This is a genomic window from Vibrio sp. 10N.261.46.A3, from assembly GCF_041472995.1.
GTDB lineage: Bacteria > Pseudomonadota > Gammaproteobacteria > Enterobacterales > Vibrionaceae > Vibrio > Vibrio coralliirubri.
This window is the reverse complement of the sequence record NZ_JBFRRH010000116.1, coordinates 1-16,326: the sequence shown is the minus strand read 5'-3', so window position 1 is coordinate 16,326 and position 16,326 is coordinate 1. Positions and strand designations below refer to the sequence as shown.

Here is a 16,326-nt window from a genome sequence, read left to right as displayed (position 1 = left end):
GAGCGCGGTATCACAATCGCAACTTCTCACGTTGAGTACGACACTCCAGCACGTCACTACGCACACGTAGACTGTCCAGGACACGCGGATTATGTTAAAAACATGATCACTGGTGCTGCACAAATGGACGGCGGTATCCTAGTTGTTGCTGCGACTGACGGCCCTATGCCTCAAACTCGTGAGCACATCCTACTTGGTCGTCAAGTTGGTATCCCTTACATCATCGTATTCATGAACAAATGTGACATGGTAGATGACGAAGAGCTACTTGAGCTAGTTGAGATGGAAGTTCGTGAACTTCTTTCTGAATACGACTTCCCAGGTGATGACCTACCAGTTATCCAAGGTTCTGCACTTGGCGCACTAAACGGCGAGAAGCAGTGGGAAGACAAGATCGTTGAGCTTGCAGAAGCACTAGATTCTTACATTCCTGAGCCAGAGCGTGCAGTTGACCAACCATTCCTACTACCAATTGAAGATGTATTCTCAATCCAAGGTCGTGGTACTGTTGTAACTGGTCGTATCGAGCGCGGTATCCTACGTGTAGGTGACGAAGTAGAAATCGTTGGTATCAAAGAGACTACTCTTACTACTTGTACTGGTGTTGAAATGTTCCGTAAACTGCTTGACGAAGGTCGTGCAGGTGAGAACGTTGGTGCACTTCTACGTGGTACTAAGCGTGATGACGTTGAACGTGGTCAAGTACTTTCTGCGAAAGGTTCTATCAACCCACACACTAAGTTTGAGTCTGAAGTATACGTACTTTCTAAAGACGAAGGCGGCCGTCACACTCCTTTCTTCAAAGGTTACCGTCCACAGTTCTACTTCCGTACAACTGACGTAACAGGCGATATCACTCTACCTGAAGGCGTAGAAATGGTAATGCCAGGTGACAACGTTCAAATGACTGTTGAGCTAATCGCTCCAATCGCAATGGACGAAGGTCTACGTTTCGCAATCCGCGAAGGTGGCCGTACAGTTGGTGCTGGTGTTGTAGCTAAAATCTTCGCTTAATAGCATTTAGATTTTTGCACACTCTTCATTAGAAAAGCACGCATCTGAAAAGGGGAGCTTCGGCTTCCCTTTTTTATTTTGGTTATAAGGGAAATTCATCGCACTTTATAACAGTTAACTATATTCCAATTTAAATACAGTTATTTACTGACCCACCTTAATCACGCATTTCCGTTATACAACCTTCACAGCCAATTTTTACAATTACTCGCAAAACACTATAACCAATCGATATAACCAATCGATATAACCAAACAGTAAATATGACTGGTAATAAGAATGATTCCTTTTTATATTTAAGCCTAAGTTAAAGGTTTAGGTTTTAGTATGTACATTTGTTTATGCCATGGGGTTTCGGATAAAAAAATCCGCAAGCTCGTGATAGAAGAGGGCATTACCGACATCAAGGGAATTAAAAAATGTACAGCACTTGGCAGTCAATGCGGCAAGTGTGTACGTTCAGCAAAAGAAGTCATTAACGATACTGCGAAAGACCTGTTCAAACAGGCAAGCTAGTTTTGCCCAAAGGGCATTAGCTTTTTTGACACTTCTCGATTTGGTTCTACAGTTAGAAGAGCCAAAGAGGAGGGCTATGTCATGAAAGGCGATCCAATCATCATTCAACATCTCAATAAAATTCTTGGTAACGAACTCGTCGCGATAAACCAATACTTCTTGCATTCTCGCATGTACAAAGATTGGGGTTTAAAGCACCTGGCCGATAAGGAATACCACGAATCTATCGACGAAATGAAACATGCTGACCATTTAATTGAACGCATACTATTTTTAGAAGGCCTCCCAAACCTTCAAGATTTGGGTAAGTTGAAAATTGGTGAAGATACTGAAGAGATGCTTCAGTGTGATTTATCTCTTGAGATGGAAGCTATACCTGATTTGAAAAATGCCATCGCGTACGCAGAAGATATTCACGACTATGTATCGCGAGATCTATTTCAAGACATCTTAGAAGACGAGGAAGATCACGTCGATTGGTTAGAAACTCAACTTGGTTTAATCAAAATGACTGGGATCCAAAATTATCTACAAGCTCAATATGTGGATGAAGATGACGGTTAAAATACGATAAATAAAAGAGGTAACAGCTGAGGCTTAACCGTGCTGTTACCTTGCTTTCAATTTCCAGCGGTAGGGCACTACCGTACAATACAAACTCCCCAGTTATCCCCGTAAATAGATTCTGCGTTTATTTTTCAAACACCGCTTGCAACTTAAAGTGTGATCTGTATAATGCATCGCACTGGCTAACGCTGGTTGTGAACCAATGAGCACTGAGGAGTAGGTCTTACCTAGTAATGTATACTCAGCTTATGTTCGCGGTTAATAAAAATAGTAAACTTCTTGTTTGCTTCAAAAGTTAACTGACAATGCGTCCTAATTTTGGATGCTACGGTTTCACATAAATCAATCGGCATTCTCTCGTTTTATCGGGTTTGAGTGGCGATATTGTTTGTGTAATTTTTAATAATTGGAGCTCTGTCTCATGCAGAACCAACGTATTCGTATCCGCCTTAAAGCGTTTGATTACAAGCTAATCGATGCTTCAACTGCGGAAATCGTTGAAACAGCAAAACGTACTGGCGCACAGGTTCGTGGTCCTATTCCACTACCTACTCGTAAAGAGCGTTTCACTGTTCTTACCTCTCCACACGTCAACAAAGATGCACGTGACCAGTACGAAATTCGTACTCACAAGCGTTTGATCGACATCGTTGAGCCAACAGATAAAACTGTTGATGCTCTAATGCGTCTTGATCTTGCAGCTGGCGTTGATGTTCAAATCAGCCTAGGTTAAGGGAGATAAGAATAATGATTGGTCTAGTCGGACGTAAAGTGGGTATGACCCGCGTATTTACTGAAGAAGGCGTTTCTATCCCAGTAACTGTTGTTGAGGTTGAAGCGAACCGTATTTCTCAAGTTAAAACTCTTGAGACTGATGGCTACGCAGCAATCCAAGTAACTACTGGTGCTAAGAAAGCTAACCGTGTAACTAAACCTGAAGCTGGTCACTTCGCGAAAGCGGGTGTAGAAGCAGGTCGCGGTCTTTGGGAATTCCGTTTAGAAAACGGCGAAGAGTTTGAAGTTGGCGCTGAGCTAAACGTAGAACTTTTCAACGAAATTAAAAAAGTAGACGTTACTGGTACATCTAAAGGTAAAGGCTTCCAAGGCGCTATCAAGCGTTGGAACTTCTCTACTCAAGATATGACTCACGGTAACTCTTTGTCTCACCGCGCACCGGGTTCAATTGGCCAATGTCAAACTCCAGGCCGCGTGTTTAAAGGCAAGAAAATGGCAGGTCACATGGGTGCTGAGCGTGTAACGACTCAAAACCTAGAGATCGTACGTGTTGACGCTGAGCGCAATCTACTCCTTATTAAAGGTGCAGTACCGGGCTCAACAGGCGGAAACGTGATCGTAAAACCTGCTGTTAAAGCATAACGTCTAGGAGTAAGTAATGGAATTGATGGTTAAAGGTGCTGATGCACTAACTGTTTCCGAGACTACTTTCGGACGTGACTTCAACGAAGCTCTTGTACACCAAGTAGTTGTTGCATATGCAGCAGGTGCTCGTCAAGGTACTCGTGCTCAAAAGACTCGTTCTGAAGTATCTGGCGGTGGCGCTAAGCCATGGCGTCAAAAAGGTACTGGCCGCGCACGTGCTGGTACGATTCGTAGCCCAATCTGGCGTACAGGTGGTGTTACTTTTGCTGCGAAACCACAAGATCACAGCCAAAAAGTAAACAAAAAAATGTACCGCGGTGCTATGAAGAGCATTCTTTCTGAGCTAGTTCGTCAAGAGCGTTTAATCGTTGTTGATAACTTCTCTGTAGAAGCACCAAAAACAAAAGAACTTGTAGCTAAGCTTAAAGAGCTTGAGCTAAGCGACGTTCTGATTGTGACTGGCGAAGTAGATGAAAATCTATTCTTAGCTGCTCGTAACCTATACAAAGTAGATGCACGTGATGTTGCTGGTGTTGATCCAGTATCACTAATCGCTTTCGACAAGGTTCTAATGACTGCTGACGCAGTTAAGCAAGTTGAGGAGATGCTAGCATGATCACTGAAGAGCGTATCTTAAAAGTTCTACGTGCTCCGCACATCTCTGAAAAAGCAACTATGGCAGCTGAGAAAGCGAACACTATCGTTTTCAAAGTAGCTAAAGATGCAACTAAGAAAGAGATCAAAGCAGCTGTAGAAAAGCTATTTGAAGTTGAAGTTAAGTCTGTAAATACTCTTGTATTAAAGGGTAAGACCAAACGTCAAGGTATGCGTGAAGGCCGTCGTTCAGACGTTAAGAAAGCCTACGTTACTTTGAAAGAAGGTCAAGATCTTGACTTCGTTGGCGGCGCGGAATAACAGGAGTAGTAAAAATGGCTATTGTTAAATGTAAGCCGACTTCCCCTGGTCGTCGTCACGTCGTTAAAGTTGTTAACGCTGACCTACACAAGGGTAAGCCATACGCACCACTTCTAGAGAAAAACTCTAAGAACGGTGGTCGTAACAACAACGGTCGTATTACAGTACGTCACATCGGTGGTGGTCATAAGCACCATTACCGTCTGATTGACTTCAAACGTACTAAAGATGGCATCCCAGCGAAAGTTGAGCGTCTAGAATACGATCCAAACCGTAGTGCTAACATCGCTCTAGTTCTGTACGCAGACGGTGAGCGTCGTTACATCATTGCACCTAAAGGTGTTAACGCAGGCGACCAGATTCAATCTGGCGTAGATGCTGCAATCAAAGCAGGTAACACTCTGCCGATGCGCAACATCCCAGTAGGTTCTACTGTACACTGTGTTGAACTTAAGCCTGGTAAAGGTGCTCAACTAGCTCGTTCGGCTGGTGCTTATGCTCAAATCATCGCTCGCGATGGTGCATACGTAACTATCCGTCTACGTTCTGGTGAGATGCGAAAAGTTCTTTCTGAAGGTCGTGCAACGATCGGTGAAGTTGGTAACTCTGAGCATATGCTACGTGAACTTGGTAAAGCTGGTGCTTCACGCTGGCGCGGCGTACGTCCAACCGTACGTGGTGTAGTAATGAACCCGGTGGATCACCCACATGGTGGTGGTGAAGGCCGCACATCTGGTGGTCGTCACCCAGTTTCTCCTTGGGGCGTTCCTACTAAGGGCTTCAAGACTCGTAAGAACAAGCGCACTGACAAGTACATCGTACGTCGTCGCACTAAATAATTTATAAAGAGGAATCGCCATGCCACGTTCTCTCAAGAAAGGTCCTTTTATTGACCTACACTTGCTGAAGAAGGTAGAGAAAGCGGTGGAAAGCGGAGACAAAAAGCCTATTAAGACTTGGTCCCGTCGCTCAATGATCATCCCAACAATGATTGGTTTGACCATCGCTGTCCATAATGGTCGTCAGCACGTTCCAGTTTTCGTTACCGAAGAAATGATCGGTCACAAACTGGGCGAATTTGCACCAACTCGTACTTATCGCGGTCATGCTGCAGATAAGAAAGCTAAGAAGAAATAAGGAGTAGATGATGGAAGCTTTAGCTAAACATAACTTTGCTCGTATTTCTCCACAGAAAGCTCGCTTAGTTGCAGACCAAATTCGCGGTAAGTCGGTAGACCAAGCTCTAGAAATTCTAACTTTCAGCAACAAAAAAGCTGCTGTATTAGTTAAGAAGGTTCTTGAGTCAGCTATCGCTAACGCGGAACATAACGAAGGTGCAGATATCGACGATCTAAATGTCGCTAAAATCTTCGTAGATGAGGGCCCTATCATGAAGCGTATTATGCCTCGTGCTAAAGGTCGTGCGGATCGTATCTTGAAGCGTTCAAGCCACATCACTATTGTTGTAGCAGATCGCTAAAGACTAGGAGAGTAAGCAATGGGTCAGAAAGTACATCCTAATGGTATTCGTCTTGGCATCGTTAAGCCTTGGAATGCTACATGGTTTGCTAATACCAACGAATTCGCTGACAACCTAGACGGCGACTTCAAGGTACGTCAGTTCCTTACAAAGGAACTACAAAAAGCATCATTATCTCGTATCGTTATCGAGCGTCCAGCTAAGAGCATCCGTGTGACTATTCACACTGCTCGTCCTGGCGTTGTTATCGGTAAGAAAGGTGAAGACGTAGAGAAGCTACGCGCAGCTGTAGCTAAAATCGCAGGTGTACCAGCGCAAATTAACATCGCTGAAGTACGTAAGCCTGAGCTAGATGGTCAGCTTGTAGCTGATAGCATCGCGTCTCAACTAGAGCGTCGTGTTATGTTCCGTCGTGCAATGAAGCGTGCGGTACAAAATGCTATGCGTCTAGGCGCTAAAGGCATCAAAGTACAAGTAGGCGGCCGTCTTGGCGGTGCTGAAATCGCACGTTCTGAGTGGTACCGTGAAGGCCGTGTGCCTCTACACACTCTACGTGCAGACATTGATTACGCAACTTCTTCGGCTCACACTCAATACGGTGTGATCGGCATTAAAGTTTGGATCTTCAAAGGTGAGATTCTAGGCGGTATGCCAGCTGCTAACGCAGTAGAGCCAAAAGGCGATAAGCCTAAGAAGCAGCGTAAAGGCCGTAAGTAAGGAGTCGAACGATGCTACAACCAAAACGTACTAAGTTCCGCAAGGTTATGACTGGTCGTAACCGTGGTCTAGCTAAAGGTACTGAAGTAAGCTTCGGCGAATTCGGTCTTAAAGCTGTTGGCCGTGGTCGTCTGACTGCACGTCAAATCGAAGCGGCACGTCGTGCTATGACACGTCACATTAAGCGTCAAGGTCAAATCTGGATCCGTGTATTCCCAGACAAGCCGATTACTGAAAAGCCTCTTGAAGTTCGTCAAGGTAAAGGTAAAGGTTCAGTTGCGTACTGGGTTGCTCAAATCCAACCAGGCAAAGTTATGTACGAGATGAATGGCGTACCTGAAGAGTTGGCACGTGAAGCGTTCCGCCTAGCGGCACGTAAACTGCCTGTTAAAACTACTTTTGTAACTAAGCAGGTGATGTGATGAAAGCACAAGATCTACGCGAAAAGAACGTTGAAGAGCTTAACGCTGAGCTATTGAATTTGCTACGTGAACAGTTCAACTTGCGCATGCAAGCTGCAACTGGTCAACTACAGCAAACTCATACTCTAAAAGCTGTACGCCGTGACATCGCACGTGTGAAAACTGTTTTGACTGAAAAGGCAGGCGCATAATGAGCGAAACTAACCGCATCCAGCAAGGCCGTGTAGTAAGTGACAAGATGGACAAGTCTATCGTTGTTGCTATTGAGCGCACTGTAAAACACCCAATTTACGGTAAGTTCATCAAACGCACGACTAAAGTACACGCACACGACGAAGACAACACTTGTGGCCTAGGCGACAAAGTTGAAATCGCTGAGTGTCGTCCTCTGTCTAAGACTAAGTCTTGGACATTGGTTAAAGTTCTAGAAAAAGCGAAGATTTAATCTTTGTAATTCTATAACTTATAAGCGGCTCCAAATAATTTTTTGGAGCCGCTTGTTTTTTGTCTACCCAATTTAAAAAAAGGGTGGTACAATTCGCGTCCCTTTTAAAGAGGCAGCCCGACCCGAGAGGGTCTAGTTTTAATATTTAGCGGAGCACTAACAATGATCCAGATGCAAAGTACACTTGACGCAGCAGATAACTCTGGCGCGCGCAAGGTAATGTGTATTAAGGTTCTGGGTGGCTCTCACCGCCGTTATGCACATATCGGTGACGTCATCAAGGTTACAGTGAAGGAAGCGATTCCTCGCGGTAAAGTAAAGAAAGGTGATGTTCTGAAGGCGGTAGTAGTGCGCACCCGTAAAGGCGTTCGTCGCCCAGACGGTTCTGTCATTCGCTTCGACAGTAATGCTTGTGTATTGTTAAATGACACTACTGAGCAACCAGTCGGCACACGTATCTTTGGTCCTGTGACTCGTGAACTTCGTAACGCGAAATTCATGAAGATTGTATCACTAGCACCTGAAGTTCTGTAAGGAGCGGCAATATGGCAGCTAAAATCCGTCGTAATGACGAAGTAATCATTCTTGCTGGTAAAGATAAAGGCAAGAAAGGTAAAGTAACTAAGGTTCTGACAACTGGTAAAGTTATCGTTGAAGGCATCAACCTTGTTAAGAAACACCAAAAGCCGGTTCCGGCTCTAGGTCAACAAGGTGGCATCGTTGAACAAGAAGCAGCTATTGATGCTTCTAACGTTGCTGTTTTTAACGCGGCTACTGGTAAAGCAGACCGTATCGGTTTCCGTATCGAAGATGGCAAGAAAGTTCGTTTCTTCAAATCTAACGGCGAAACTGTTTCTAACTAATTAGAAGTAATTTGGAGTTCTACTATGGCGAAACTGCATGATTACTACAAGTCGTCTGTAGTCGCTGAGCTTACCAAAGAGTTCAGCTACACAAGCGTCATGCAAGTCCCTAGGATTGAGAAAATCACCCTAAACATGGGCGTTGGTGAAGCAATCAACGATAAGAAACTGCTAGAAAACGCAGCAGCTGATATGGCAACGATCTCTGGTCAAAAGCCACTTATCACTAAAGCGCGTAAATCTGTAGCTGGTTTCAAAATTCGTGAAGGCTACCCAATTGGTTGTAAAGTAACCTTGCGTGGTGAGCGCATGTGGGAATTTTTAGAGCGTTTAATCTCTATCGCACTTCCACGTGTACGTGATTTCCGTGGTGTTAGCGCTAAGTCTTTTGACGGTCGCGGTAACTACAGCATGGGCGTTCGCGAGCAAATCATCTTTCCGGAAATCGACTACGATAAAGTCGATCGCGTCCGCGGTCTTGATATCACTATCACGACTTCTGCGGGTTCCGATGAGGAAGGCCGAGCTCTGCTGGCTGCCTTTAACTTCCCATTCCGTAAGTAAGGGTAGGGTTACTGTTATGGCTAAACAATCAATGAAAGCACGTGAAGCTAAACGTGCAAAACTAGTAGCTAAGTTCGCTGAAAAGCGTTCTGCGCTAAAAGTTATCATTAGCGATGTAAACGCATCTGAAGAAGATCGTTGGAATGCGGTTCTTAAACTGCAATCTCTTCCACGTGATTCAAGTGCATCACGTCAGCGCAACCGTTGCAACCAAACTGGTCGTCCACACGGTTACCTACGTAAATTCGGTCTAAGCCGCATTAAGGTTCGTGAAGCTTGCATGAAAGGCGAGATTCCGGGTCTTCGTAAGGCTAGCTGGTAATTGCCACTTAATCATTTGGAGTAAATCTTATGAGCATGCAAGATCCGATTTCGGATATGCTGACCCGAGTTCGTAACGGTCAGGCAGCAAACAAAGTTGCTGTAAAAATGCCTTCTTCAAAGCTTAAAGTTGCAATTGCTGCATTACTTAAAGCTGAAGGTTACATCGTAGACTTCGCTGTTAACAGCGAAGCAAAACCTGAGCTAGAAGTTACTCTTAAGTACTTCCAAGCTAAACCTGTAATCGAGCAAATCAAGCGTGTATCACGTCCTGGTCTAAGAGTTTATAAAAATAAAGACTCTTTACCTACAGTGATGGGTGGTCTTGGTATTGCAGTTGTTTCTACTTCCAAGGGTCTGATGTCTGACCGTGCTGCTCGTAAAGCAGGTCTTGGCGGTGAAATCATCTGTTACGTAGCTTAAGGAGTAGATTATGTCTCGTGTTGCTAAAGCACCTGTCGCTATTCCAGCTGGCGTAGAGGTGAAACTAAACGGCCAAGAAGTTACTGTAAAAGGTAGCAAAGGTGAGCTTACTCGCGTTCTTAACAGCGCCGTAGTTATTGCACAGGAAGAAACCAACCTAACTTTCGGTCCGAAAGAAGGTGTTACTAACGCATGGGCACAAGCTGGTACAGCTCGCGCTCTAGTTAATAACATGGTTGTGGGTGTTACTGAGGGCTTCACTAAGAAGCTAACTCTTAAGGGTGTTGGTTACCGTGCTGCTATGAAAGGCAACTCTGTAGCTCTAACACTTGGTTTTTCTCACCCAGTAGAGCACGCTCTACCTGAAGGTATTAAAGCTGAGTGCCCTAGCCAAACTGAGATCATCATTACTGGTTGCGATAAGCAAGTAGTAGGTCAAGTTGCGGCTGACATTCGTTCTTACCGTGCTCCTGAGCCTTACAAAGGCAAAGGTGTTCGTTACGCAGATGAAAATGTGCGTACTAAAGAAGCTAAGAAGAAGTAAGGTATCACTATGGATAAGAAAGCATCTCGCATCCGTCGTGCTACACGTGCACGTCGTAAGATTGCAGAACTTGGTGCAACTCGCCTGGTAGTACACCGTACTCCTCGCCATGTTTACGCACAAGTTATCGCGGCAAACGGCTCTGAGGTTATCGCAGCTGCTTCTACTGTAGAAAAAGCGATCCGTGAGCAAGTTAAGAACACTGGTAACGTTGATGCAGCTAAAGCAGTTGGTAAAGCTGTTGCTGAGCGCGCTCTTGAAAAAGGCGTAGCTTCAGTTGCATTCGATCGTTCTGGTTTCCAATACCACGGTCGAGTAGCGGCGCTAGCAGATTCTGCTCGCGAAGCTGGTCTGAAATTCTAAGGTAGGGTTGGAAGATGGCTAAAGAACAACAACAAGCTAATGATTTGCAAGAAAAGCTGATCGCAGTTAACCGTGTATCTAAGACGGTTAAAGGTGGTCGAATCATGAGCTTCACTGCACTAACAGTAGTTGGTGACGGTAATGGTCGTGTAGGTTTCGGTTACGGCAAAGCTCGTGAAGTACCTGCTGCGATTCAAAAAGCAATGGAAAAAGCGCGTCGTAACATGGTTACTGTTGCGCTTAACGAAGGCACTCTTCACCACCCGGTGAAAGGTCGTCATTCGGGCTCTAAAGTTTACATGCAGCCAGCTGCTGAAGGTACAGGTGTTATTGCCGGTGGTGCAATGCGTGCCGTACTTGAAGTTGCAGGCGTACATAACGTACTTTCTAAAGCATACGGTTCAACGAACCCTATCAACGTTGTTCGCGCAACGATTGGTGCTCTAGTAGACGTTAAGTCACCAGAAATGGTTGCTGCTAAACGTGGTCTAACTGTTGAATCTATTTCGGAGTAAGCACACGATGGCAACTATTAAAGTAACTCAAACTAAAAGCTCAATTGGTCGCCTACCTAAGCACAAAGCGTGTCTTAAAGGTCTAGGTCTTCGTCGCATCAACCATACAGTAGAACTTGAAGATACACCGTGCGTACGCGGTATGATCAACAAGGTTTACTACATGGTTAAGATTGAGGAGTAATCAGAATGCGTTTGAATACTCTATCACCGGCTGCTGGCTCTAAACCTTCTAAGAAGCGTGTAGGTCGTGGTATCGGTTCTGGCCTTGGTAAAACAGGTGGCCGCGGTCACAAAGGTCAAAAGTCACGTTCTGGCGGCTCTGTTCGTCCAGGTTTTGAAGGCGGTCAAATGCCTCTAAAACAACGTCTACCTAAATTCGGTTTCACTTCTCGTAAGAGCCTAGTGTCTGCTGAAGTTCGTCTAGCTGAGCTAGCGAAAGTAACAGGTGACGTAGTTGATCTTAACAGCCTTAAAGCTGCTAACGTTATCACTAAGAACATCGAGTTTGTTAAGATCGTTCTTTCTGGTGACCTAAGCAAAGCTGTGACTGTTAAAGGTCTACGCGTGACTAAAGGCGCTAAAGCTGCAATCGAAGCTGCAGGCGGTAAAATCGAGGAATAATCTCGAGGAACGAGGTACAGATGGCTAAGAAACCAGGACAAGATTTTCGTAGTGCTCAGAGCGGCTTAAGTGAACTAAAGTCGCGCTTATTATTCGTAATTGGTGCACTTTTAGTATTCCGAGCCGGCTCTTTTGTGCCGATCCCTGGTATTGACGCAGCTGTACTTGCCGATTTGTTCGATCAGCAAAAAGGTACCATCGTAGAAATGTTTAACATGTTCTCCGGTGGTGCTCTTGAGCGTGCATCTATATTAGCATTGGGTATCATGCCGTACATTTCGGCATCGATCGTAGTCCAATTGCTAACTGTAGTTCATCCAGCGTTAGCGGAACTCAAGAAAGAGGGTGAAGCAGGCCGTCGTAAGATAAGCCAATATACACGCTACGGCACGCTTGTACTTGCAACATTCCAAGCTATTGGTATCGCAACAGGCTTACCAAACATGGTCGACAATCTGGTTGTTATCAACCAAACCATGTTTACGCTTATTGCTACCGTGAGTTTAGTAACTGGTACCATGTTCTTAATGTGGTTAGGTGAACAAATCACTGAGCGAGGAATCGGTAATGGTATTTCCATTCTGATTTTTGCAGGTATTGTTGCTGGATTGCCTTCTGCAATCGGTCAAACAATCGAGCAAGCGCGTCAAGGTGAATTGCATGTGCTTCTTCTGCTGTTGATTGCTGTATTGTCTTTTGCTGTTATTTACTTCGTAGTTTTCATGGAACGTGGTCAACGTCGTATCGTCGTTAACTATGCGAAACGTCAACAAGGTCGTAAAGTTTTTGCAGCACAAAGCTCTCACTTGCCTCTTAAGATTAATATGGCAGGTGTTATTCCAGCGATTTTCGCATCAAGTATTATTTTGTTCCCAGGAACATTAGCGCAGTGGTTTGGTCAAAATGGTGAAAGCAGCGCGTTCGGTTGGTTAACTGACGTGTCATTAGCTCTTAGCCCAGGTCAACCTTTGTATGTAATGCTTTATGCAGCAGCTATAATCTTCTTCTGTTTCTTCTATACAGCGTTGGTGTTTAACCCACGTGAAACAGCTGATAACTTGAAGAAGTCTGGTGCATTCGTACCCGGTATCCGCCCAGGTGAGCAGACAGCGAAATATATCGATAAAGTGATGACTAGACTAACCCTTGCGGGCGCTCTATACATTACTTTTATATGTCTGATTCCTGAGTTCATGATGGTCGCGTGGAACGTTCGTTTCTACTTTGGCGGCACATCACTACTAATCGTAGTGGTAGTTATCATGGATTTCATGGCACAGGTACAGACTCATCTGATGTCACAACAGTATGATTCTGTGTTAAAGAAAGCGAATCTGAAGGGTTACGGCCGTTAATTCGGTGGTAACAATTTCGATTCCATTTACGGAGTTTAGCAATGAAAGTTCGTGCTTCCGTTAAAAAAATCTGCCGTAACTGTAAAGTTATCAAGCGTAACGGTGTCGTTCGCGTGATTTGCAGTGAGCCAAAGCATAAGCAACGCCAAGGCTAATTAGCAGAAATTTTTACTTGAAATACAAGGTAGAGTCGAGTATATTCCTCGGCCTACCTTTTGCGTGCAAAAGAAGTAGTATGCCGCAGCGTATCCATAACGGGCTTTGCTGCGGATAATTCTTTTATGAACCCCTTAGGAGTGAATAATGGCCCGTATAGCCGGCATTAACATTCCTGATCATAAGCATTCTGTAATTGCACTTACTGCAATCTACGGTATCGGTAAAACTCGCTCTCAAGCTATTCTAGCTGAAGTGGGTATTGCTGAAGATGCTAAGATCAGTGAACTAACTGAAGAGCAGATCGATCAACTGCGTGATGGTGTAGCTAAGTACACTGTAGAAGGTGATCTACGTCGTGAAGTATCGATGAACATCAAGCGTCTTATGGACCTTGGCTGTTACCGCGGTCTTCGTCATCGTCGCAGTCTACCACTACGTGGACAGCGTACTAAAACCAACGCTCGCACCCGTAAGGGTCCGCGCAAGCCGATCAAGAAATAGTCGGATAAGGTAGAGTACAATGGCAAAACAACCAACTCGCGCGCGTAAGCGCGTACGCAAGCAAGTAGCTGATGGCGTAGCGCACATTCATGCTTCTTTCAACAACACAATCGTAACTATCACTGACCGTCAAGGCAACGCTCTTGCATGGGCTACAGCAGGTGGTTCAGGTTTCCGTGGTTCTCGTAAATCTACTCCGTTCGCAGCACAAGTTGCAGCTGAGCGTTGTGGTGAAATGGCTAAAGAATATGGCCTAAAGAACTTGGAAGTTATGGTTAAGGGTCCAGGTCCAGGTCGCGAATCTACTGTTCGTGCACTGAACGCTGCTGGTTTCCGTATCACTAACATTGTTGATGCGACACCAATCCCTCATAACGGTTGTCGTCCACCTAAGAAACGTCGCGTTTAAGTTTCGTTTCTAGGAATATTGGAGAAAGATCATGGCAAGATATTTGGGTCCTAAGCTGAAGCTTAGCCGTCGCGAAGGTACTGACTTATTCCTTAAGTCTGGTGTCCGTGCGATCGATACCAAGTGTAAAATTGATAACGCACCAGGTGTACACGGCGCTCGTCGCGGTCGTCTATCTGAGTATGGCGTTCAGCTTCGTGAGAAGCAAAAAGTTCGTCGTATCTACGGCGTTCTAGAAAAACAATTCCGCAACTACTACAAAGAAGCTGCACGTCTTAAAGGCAACACAGGTGCAAACCTGCTTCAGCTTCTTGAAGGTCGTCTTGATAACGTAGTTTACCGTATGGGCTTTGGCGCTACTCGTGCTGAATCTCGTCAACTAGTTAGCCACAAGTCTATTCTAGTTAACGGTAAAGTTGTAAACGTTCCTTCTTTCAAAGTAGCGGCAAACGACGTTGTTTCTATCCGCGAGAAAGCTAAACAGCAATCTCGTATTAAAGCGGCTCTAGAAGTTGCTGAACAACGTGAAAAGCCAACTTGGATTGAAGTAGATGCTGGCAAAATGGAAGGTACATTCAAGCGTATGCCTGAGCGTTCTGACCTATCAGCTGACATCAATGAACACTTGATCGTCGAACTTTACTCTAAGTAAGGTTAAAAAAAGAGAGGACACAATGCAGGGTTCTGTAACAGAATTTCTTAAGCCGCGTCTTGTTGACATTGAACAGATCAATACGACACACGCGAAAGTAACTCTTGAGCCATTAGAGCGCGGTTTCGGCCACACTCTAGGTAATGCTCTTCGCCGCATTCTTCTATCTTCTATGCCGGGTTGTGCCGTAACAGAAGTTGAAATTGAAGGTGTGCTACACGAATACAGCACTAAAGAAGGCGTTCAGGAAGATATCCTGGAAATCCTTCTAAACCTTAAAGGTTTGGCTGTACGCGTTGCTGAAGGCAAAGATGAAGTGTTTATTACACTGAACAAATCAGGCTCAGGCCCTGTTGTTGCAGGTGACATCACCCACGATGGTGATGTAGAGATCGCTAACCCTGAGCACGTAATTTGTCACCTAACGGATGACAACGCTGAGATCGCTATGCGTATCAAAGTAGAACGTGGTCGTGGTTACGTTCCAGCTTCAGCTCGTATCCATACTGAAGAAGATGAGCGTCCTATCGGTCGTCTACTAGTTGACGCTACTTACAGCCCGGTTGATAAAATCGCCTACGCTGTAGAAGCGGCACGTGTAGAACAACGTACTGATTTAGACAAGCTTGTTATCGATATGGAAACGAACGGTACTCTAGAACCTGAGGAAGCAATCCGTCGTGCAGCTACTATTTTAGCTGAACAACTGGATGCGTTCGTAGATCTTCGTGATGTACGTGTACCTGAGGAGAAGGAAGAGAAGCCAGAATTCGATCCTATCCTACTACGTCCTGTAGACGATCTTGAACTAACAGTTCGCTCTGCTAACTGTTTGAAAGCAGAAGCGATTCACTACATCGGTGATCTTGTACAGCGCACTGAGGTTGAGCTACTTAAAACGCCAAACCTTGGTAAGAAATCTCTTACAGAGATTAAAGATGTGCTTGCTTCACGTGGTCTTTCTCTAGGCATGCGTCTAGAAAACTGGCCACCAGCGTCAATCGCTGAAGATTAATCGAAAAGTTAGAAGGATTAGGTCATGCGCCATCGTAAAAGTGGTCGTCAACTCAACCGCAACAGCAGTCATCGCAAAGCGATGTTCAGCAACATGGCTAGCTCTCTTGTTCGTCACGAAGTTATTAAAACTACCGTGCCTAAAGCAAAAGAACTACGTCGCGTAATTGAGCCATTGATTACCCTAGCTAAGACAGACAGTGTTGCTAACCGTCGTCTTGCATTTGCTCGCACTCGTGATAACGAAGTTGTGGCAAAACTATTTAATGAACTAGGCCCGCGTTTCGCGGCTCGCCAAGGTGGTTACACTCGCATTCTTAAATGTGGTTTCCGTACTGGTGATAAAGCTCCAATGGCTTACATTGAGCTTGTAGACCGCCCAGCTGCTGAAGAAGCTGCTGAGTAATCTATACTAGATTCTTAATACAAAAGCCGAGCATTAGCTCGGCTTTTTTGTGTCTGTAGAACAAGGAAAAGATAATAGAAATTGCACCATGATGTTTGGCATTTTTTGCTTGTCTTGTCTGCGCCATTTTTCAAAAATATCTCGTATCTCGTATCTC

The 16,326-nt window shown here is 44.9% G+C and carries 31 protein-coding genes; all 31 read left to right on the top strand.

All coding sequences use genetic code 11. The annotated features are described in order from the left end of the window. Nucleotides 1-1,014 (top strand): elongation factor Tu (tuf, locus tag AB4484_RS23395; RefSeq protein ID WP_372080597.1); only part of this gene is annotated, 1,014 nt, incomplete at its 5' end. Nucleotides 1,015-1,341: 327 nt separating this feature from the next. Continuing rightward, a complete protein-coding gene (locus AB4484_RS23390) occupies nt 1,342-1,530 on the top strand; it encodes a (2Fe-2S)-binding protein (protein WP_017629804.1) in 189 nt (62 codons plus the stop codon). 81 nt (nt 1,531-1,611) lie between these two features. Then, a complete protein-coding gene (bfr, locus tag AB4484_RS23385) occupies nt 1,612-2,094 on the top strand; it encodes a bacterioferritin (RefSeq protein WP_372080595.1) in 483 nt (160 codons plus the stop codon). Between the two features lie 424 nt (nt 2,095-2,518). Continuing rightward, nucleotides 2,519-2,830 (top strand): 30S ribosomal protein S10, encoded by a 312-nt coding sequence (gene rpsJ, locus AB4484_RS23380; RefSeq protein WP_004736761.1) that lies wholly within the window; start codon nt 2,519-2,521, stop codon nt 2,828-2,830. A 14-nt stretch (nt 2,831-2,844) separates the two neighbouring features. After that, a complete protein-coding gene (gene rplC / locus AB4484_RS23375) occupies nt 2,845-3,474 on the top strand; it encodes a 50S ribosomal protein L3 (protein WP_004736763.1) in 630 nt (209 codons plus the stop codon). Between the two features lie 16 nt (nt 3,475-3,490). After that, nucleotides 3,491-4,093 (top strand): 50S ribosomal protein L4, encoded by a 603-nt coding sequence (gene rplD / locus AB4484_RS23370; RefSeq protein WP_004738803.1) that lies wholly within the window; start codon nt 3,491-3,493, stop codon nt 4,091-4,093. Then, complete coding sequence (gene rplW / locus AB4484_RS23365) at nt 4,090-4,392, top strand: 50S ribosomal protein L23 (protein ID WP_004736765.1); 303 nt, start codon at nt 4,090-4,092, stop codon at nt 4,390-4,392. Before rplD ends, rplW begins: the two co-directional genes overlap by 4 nt. Nucleotides 4,393-4,406: 14 nt before the next feature. Then, nucleotides 4,407-5,231 carry a 50S ribosomal protein L2 gene (gene rplB / locus AB4484_RS23360; RefSeq protein ID WP_017076297.1) on the top strand — a complete coding sequence of 275 codons (825 nt, stop codon included), beginning with the start codon at nt 4,407-4,409 and terminating at the stop codon, nt 5,229-5,231. Between the two features lie 19 nt (nt 5,232-5,250). Further along, the gene (gene rpsS / locus AB4484_RS23355; RefSeq protein WP_004736729.1) at nt 5,251-5,529 is read left to right on the top strand and encodes a 30S ribosomal protein S19; all 279 of its coding nucleotides are present in this window, start codon (nt 5,251-5,253) and stop codon (nt 5,527-5,529) included. Nucleotides 5,530-5,539: 10 nt separating this feature from the next. After that, nucleotides 5,540-5,872 carry a 50S ribosomal protein L22 gene (gene rplV, locus AB4484_RS23350; protein WP_004736732.1) on the top strand — a complete coding sequence of 111 codons (333 nt, stop codon included), beginning with the start codon at nt 5,540-5,542 and terminating at the stop codon, nt 5,870-5,872. 18 nt (nt 5,873-5,890) lie between these two features. Further along, nucleotides 5,891-6,589 (top strand): 30S ribosomal protein S3, encoded by a 699-nt coding sequence (gene rpsC / locus AB4484_RS23345; RefSeq protein WP_004736734.1) that lies wholly within the window; start codon nt 5,891-5,893, stop codon nt 6,587-6,589. An 11-nt stretch (nt 6,590-6,600) separates the two neighbouring features. Further along, nucleotides 6,601-7,011 carry a 50S ribosomal protein L16 gene (gene rplP, locus AB4484_RS23340; RefSeq protein ID WP_004736736.1) on the top strand — a complete coding sequence of 137 codons (411 nt, stop codon included), beginning with the start codon at nt 6,601-6,603 and terminating at the stop codon, nt 7,009-7,011. Further along, entirely contained in the window at nt 7,011-7,202 is a 192-nt protein-coding gene (rpmC, locus tag AB4484_RS23335; RefSeq protein WP_004736737.1) for a 50S ribosomal protein L29, read from the top strand. The genes rplP and rpmC overlap by 1 nt, the downstream gene beginning before the upstream one ends. Then, a complete protein-coding gene (gene rpsQ, locus AB4484_RS23330; RefSeq protein ID WP_004736739.1) occupies nt 7,202-7,456 on the top strand; it encodes a 30S ribosomal protein S17 in 255 nt (84 codons plus the stop codon). The genes rpmC and rpsQ overlap by 1 nt, the downstream gene beginning before the upstream one ends. A gap of 162 nt (nt 7,457-7,618) precedes the next feature. Beyond that, nucleotides 7,619-7,990 (top strand): 50S ribosomal protein L14, encoded by a 372-nt coding sequence (gene rplN, locus AB4484_RS23325; RefSeq protein WP_004736740.1) that lies wholly within the window; start codon nt 7,619-7,621, stop codon nt 7,988-7,990. Between the two features lie 11 nt (nt 7,991-8,001). After that, entirely contained in the window at nt 8,002-8,319 is a 318-nt protein-coding gene (gene rplX / locus AB4484_RS23320) for a 50S ribosomal protein L24 (protein WP_004738792.1), read from the top strand. Nucleotides 8,320-8,343: 24 nt separating this feature from the next. Then, the gene (rplE, locus tag AB4484_RS23315) at nt 8,344-8,883 is read left to right on the top strand and encodes a 50S ribosomal protein L5 (RefSeq protein WP_004738790.1); all 540 of its coding nucleotides are present in this window, start codon (nt 8,344-8,346) and stop codon (nt 8,881-8,883) included. Nucleotides 8,884-8,899: 16 nt separating this feature from the next. After that, nucleotides 8,900-9,205, top strand: coding sequence for a 30S ribosomal protein S14 (gene rpsN / locus AB4484_RS23310; RefSeq protein WP_004738789.1), 306 nt, complete (start codon nt 8,900-8,902; stop codon nt 9,203-9,205). Between the two features lie 29 nt (nt 9,206-9,234). Further along, the gene (rpsH, locus tag AB4484_RS23305; RefSeq protein ID WP_017061309.1) at nt 9,235-9,627 is read left to right on the top strand and encodes a 30S ribosomal protein S8; all 393 of its coding nucleotides are present in this window, start codon (nt 9,235-9,237) and stop codon (nt 9,625-9,627) included. A 10-nt stretch (nt 9,628-9,637) separates the two neighbouring features. Continuing rightward, entirely contained in the window at nt 9,638-10,171 is a 534-nt protein-coding gene (gene rplF, locus AB4484_RS23300) for a 50S ribosomal protein L6 (protein ID WP_017063712.1), read from the top strand. 9 nt (nt 10,172-10,180) lie between these two features. Then, nucleotides 10,181-10,534, top strand: coding sequence for a 50S ribosomal protein L18 (gene rplR / locus AB4484_RS23295; protein WP_048605977.1), 354 nt, complete (start codon nt 10,181-10,183; stop codon nt 10,532-10,534). 14 nt (nt 10,535-10,548) lie between these two features. Then, nucleotides 10,549-11,049 carry a 30S ribosomal protein S5 gene (gene rpsE, locus AB4484_RS23290; protein WP_004736754.1) on the top strand — a complete coding sequence of 167 codons (501 nt, stop codon included), beginning with the start codon at nt 10,549-10,551 and terminating at the stop codon, nt 11,047-11,049. Nucleotides 11,050-11,056: 7 nt separating this feature from the next. Then, nucleotides 11,057-11,233 carry a 50S ribosomal protein L30 gene (gene rpmD, locus AB4484_RS23285; RefSeq protein WP_004736756.1) on the top strand — a complete coding sequence of 59 codons (177 nt, stop codon included), beginning with the start codon at nt 11,057-11,059 and terminating at the stop codon, nt 11,231-11,233. A gap of 5 nt (nt 11,234-11,238) precedes the next feature. Then, entirely contained in the window at nt 11,239-11,673 is a 435-nt protein-coding gene (rplO, locus tag AB4484_RS23280; RefSeq protein ID WP_004736758.1) for a 50S ribosomal protein L15, read from the top strand. 20 nt (nt 11,674-11,693) lie between these two features. Continuing rightward, entirely contained in the window at nt 11,694-13,028 is a 1,335-nt protein-coding gene (gene secY / locus AB4484_RS23275) for a preprotein translocase subunit SecY (RefSeq protein ID WP_004738781.1), read from the top strand. 41 nt (nt 13,029-13,069) lie between these two features. After that, nucleotides 13,070-13,183 carry a 50S ribosomal protein L36 gene (gene rpmJ / locus AB4484_RS23270; protein WP_000868186.1) on the top strand — a complete coding sequence of 38 codons (114 nt, stop codon included), beginning with the start codon at nt 13,070-13,072 and terminating at the stop codon, nt 13,181-13,183. A 148-nt stretch (nt 13,184-13,331) separates the two neighbouring features. Continuing rightward, nucleotides 13,332-13,688, top strand: coding sequence for a 30S ribosomal protein S13 (gene rpsM / locus AB4484_RS23265; RefSeq protein WP_004738779.1), 357 nt, complete (start codon nt 13,332-13,334; stop codon nt 13,686-13,688). 19 nt (nt 13,689-13,707) lie between these two features. Continuing rightward, complete coding sequence (gene rpsK, locus AB4484_RS23260; RefSeq protein ID WP_004738778.1) at nt 13,708-14,097, top strand: 30S ribosomal protein S11; 390 nt, start codon at nt 13,708-13,710, stop codon at nt 14,095-14,097. 31 nt (nt 14,098-14,128) lie between these two features. Then, on the top strand, nt 14,129-14,749 hold the full coding sequence (gene rpsD / locus AB4484_RS23255; RefSeq protein ID WP_004738777.1) for a 30S ribosomal protein S4: 621 nt from the start codon (nt 14,129-14,131) through the stop codon (nt 14,747-14,749). 22 nt (nt 14,750-14,771) lie between these two features. Continuing rightward, nucleotides 14,772-15,764, top strand: coding sequence for a DNA-directed RNA polymerase subunit alpha (locus tag AB4484_RS23250; protein WP_004729813.1), 993 nt, complete (start codon nt 14,772-14,774; stop codon nt 15,762-15,764). A 24-nt stretch (nt 15,765-15,788) separates the two neighbouring features. Continuing rightward, nucleotides 15,789-16,169 carry a 50S ribosomal protein L17 gene (gene rplQ / locus AB4484_RS23245; RefSeq protein ID WP_004729812.1) on the top strand — a complete coding sequence of 127 codons (381 nt, stop codon included), beginning with the start codon at nt 15,789-15,791 and terminating at the stop codon, nt 16,167-16,169. Nucleotides 16,170-16,326 lie beyond the last annotated feature (157 nt).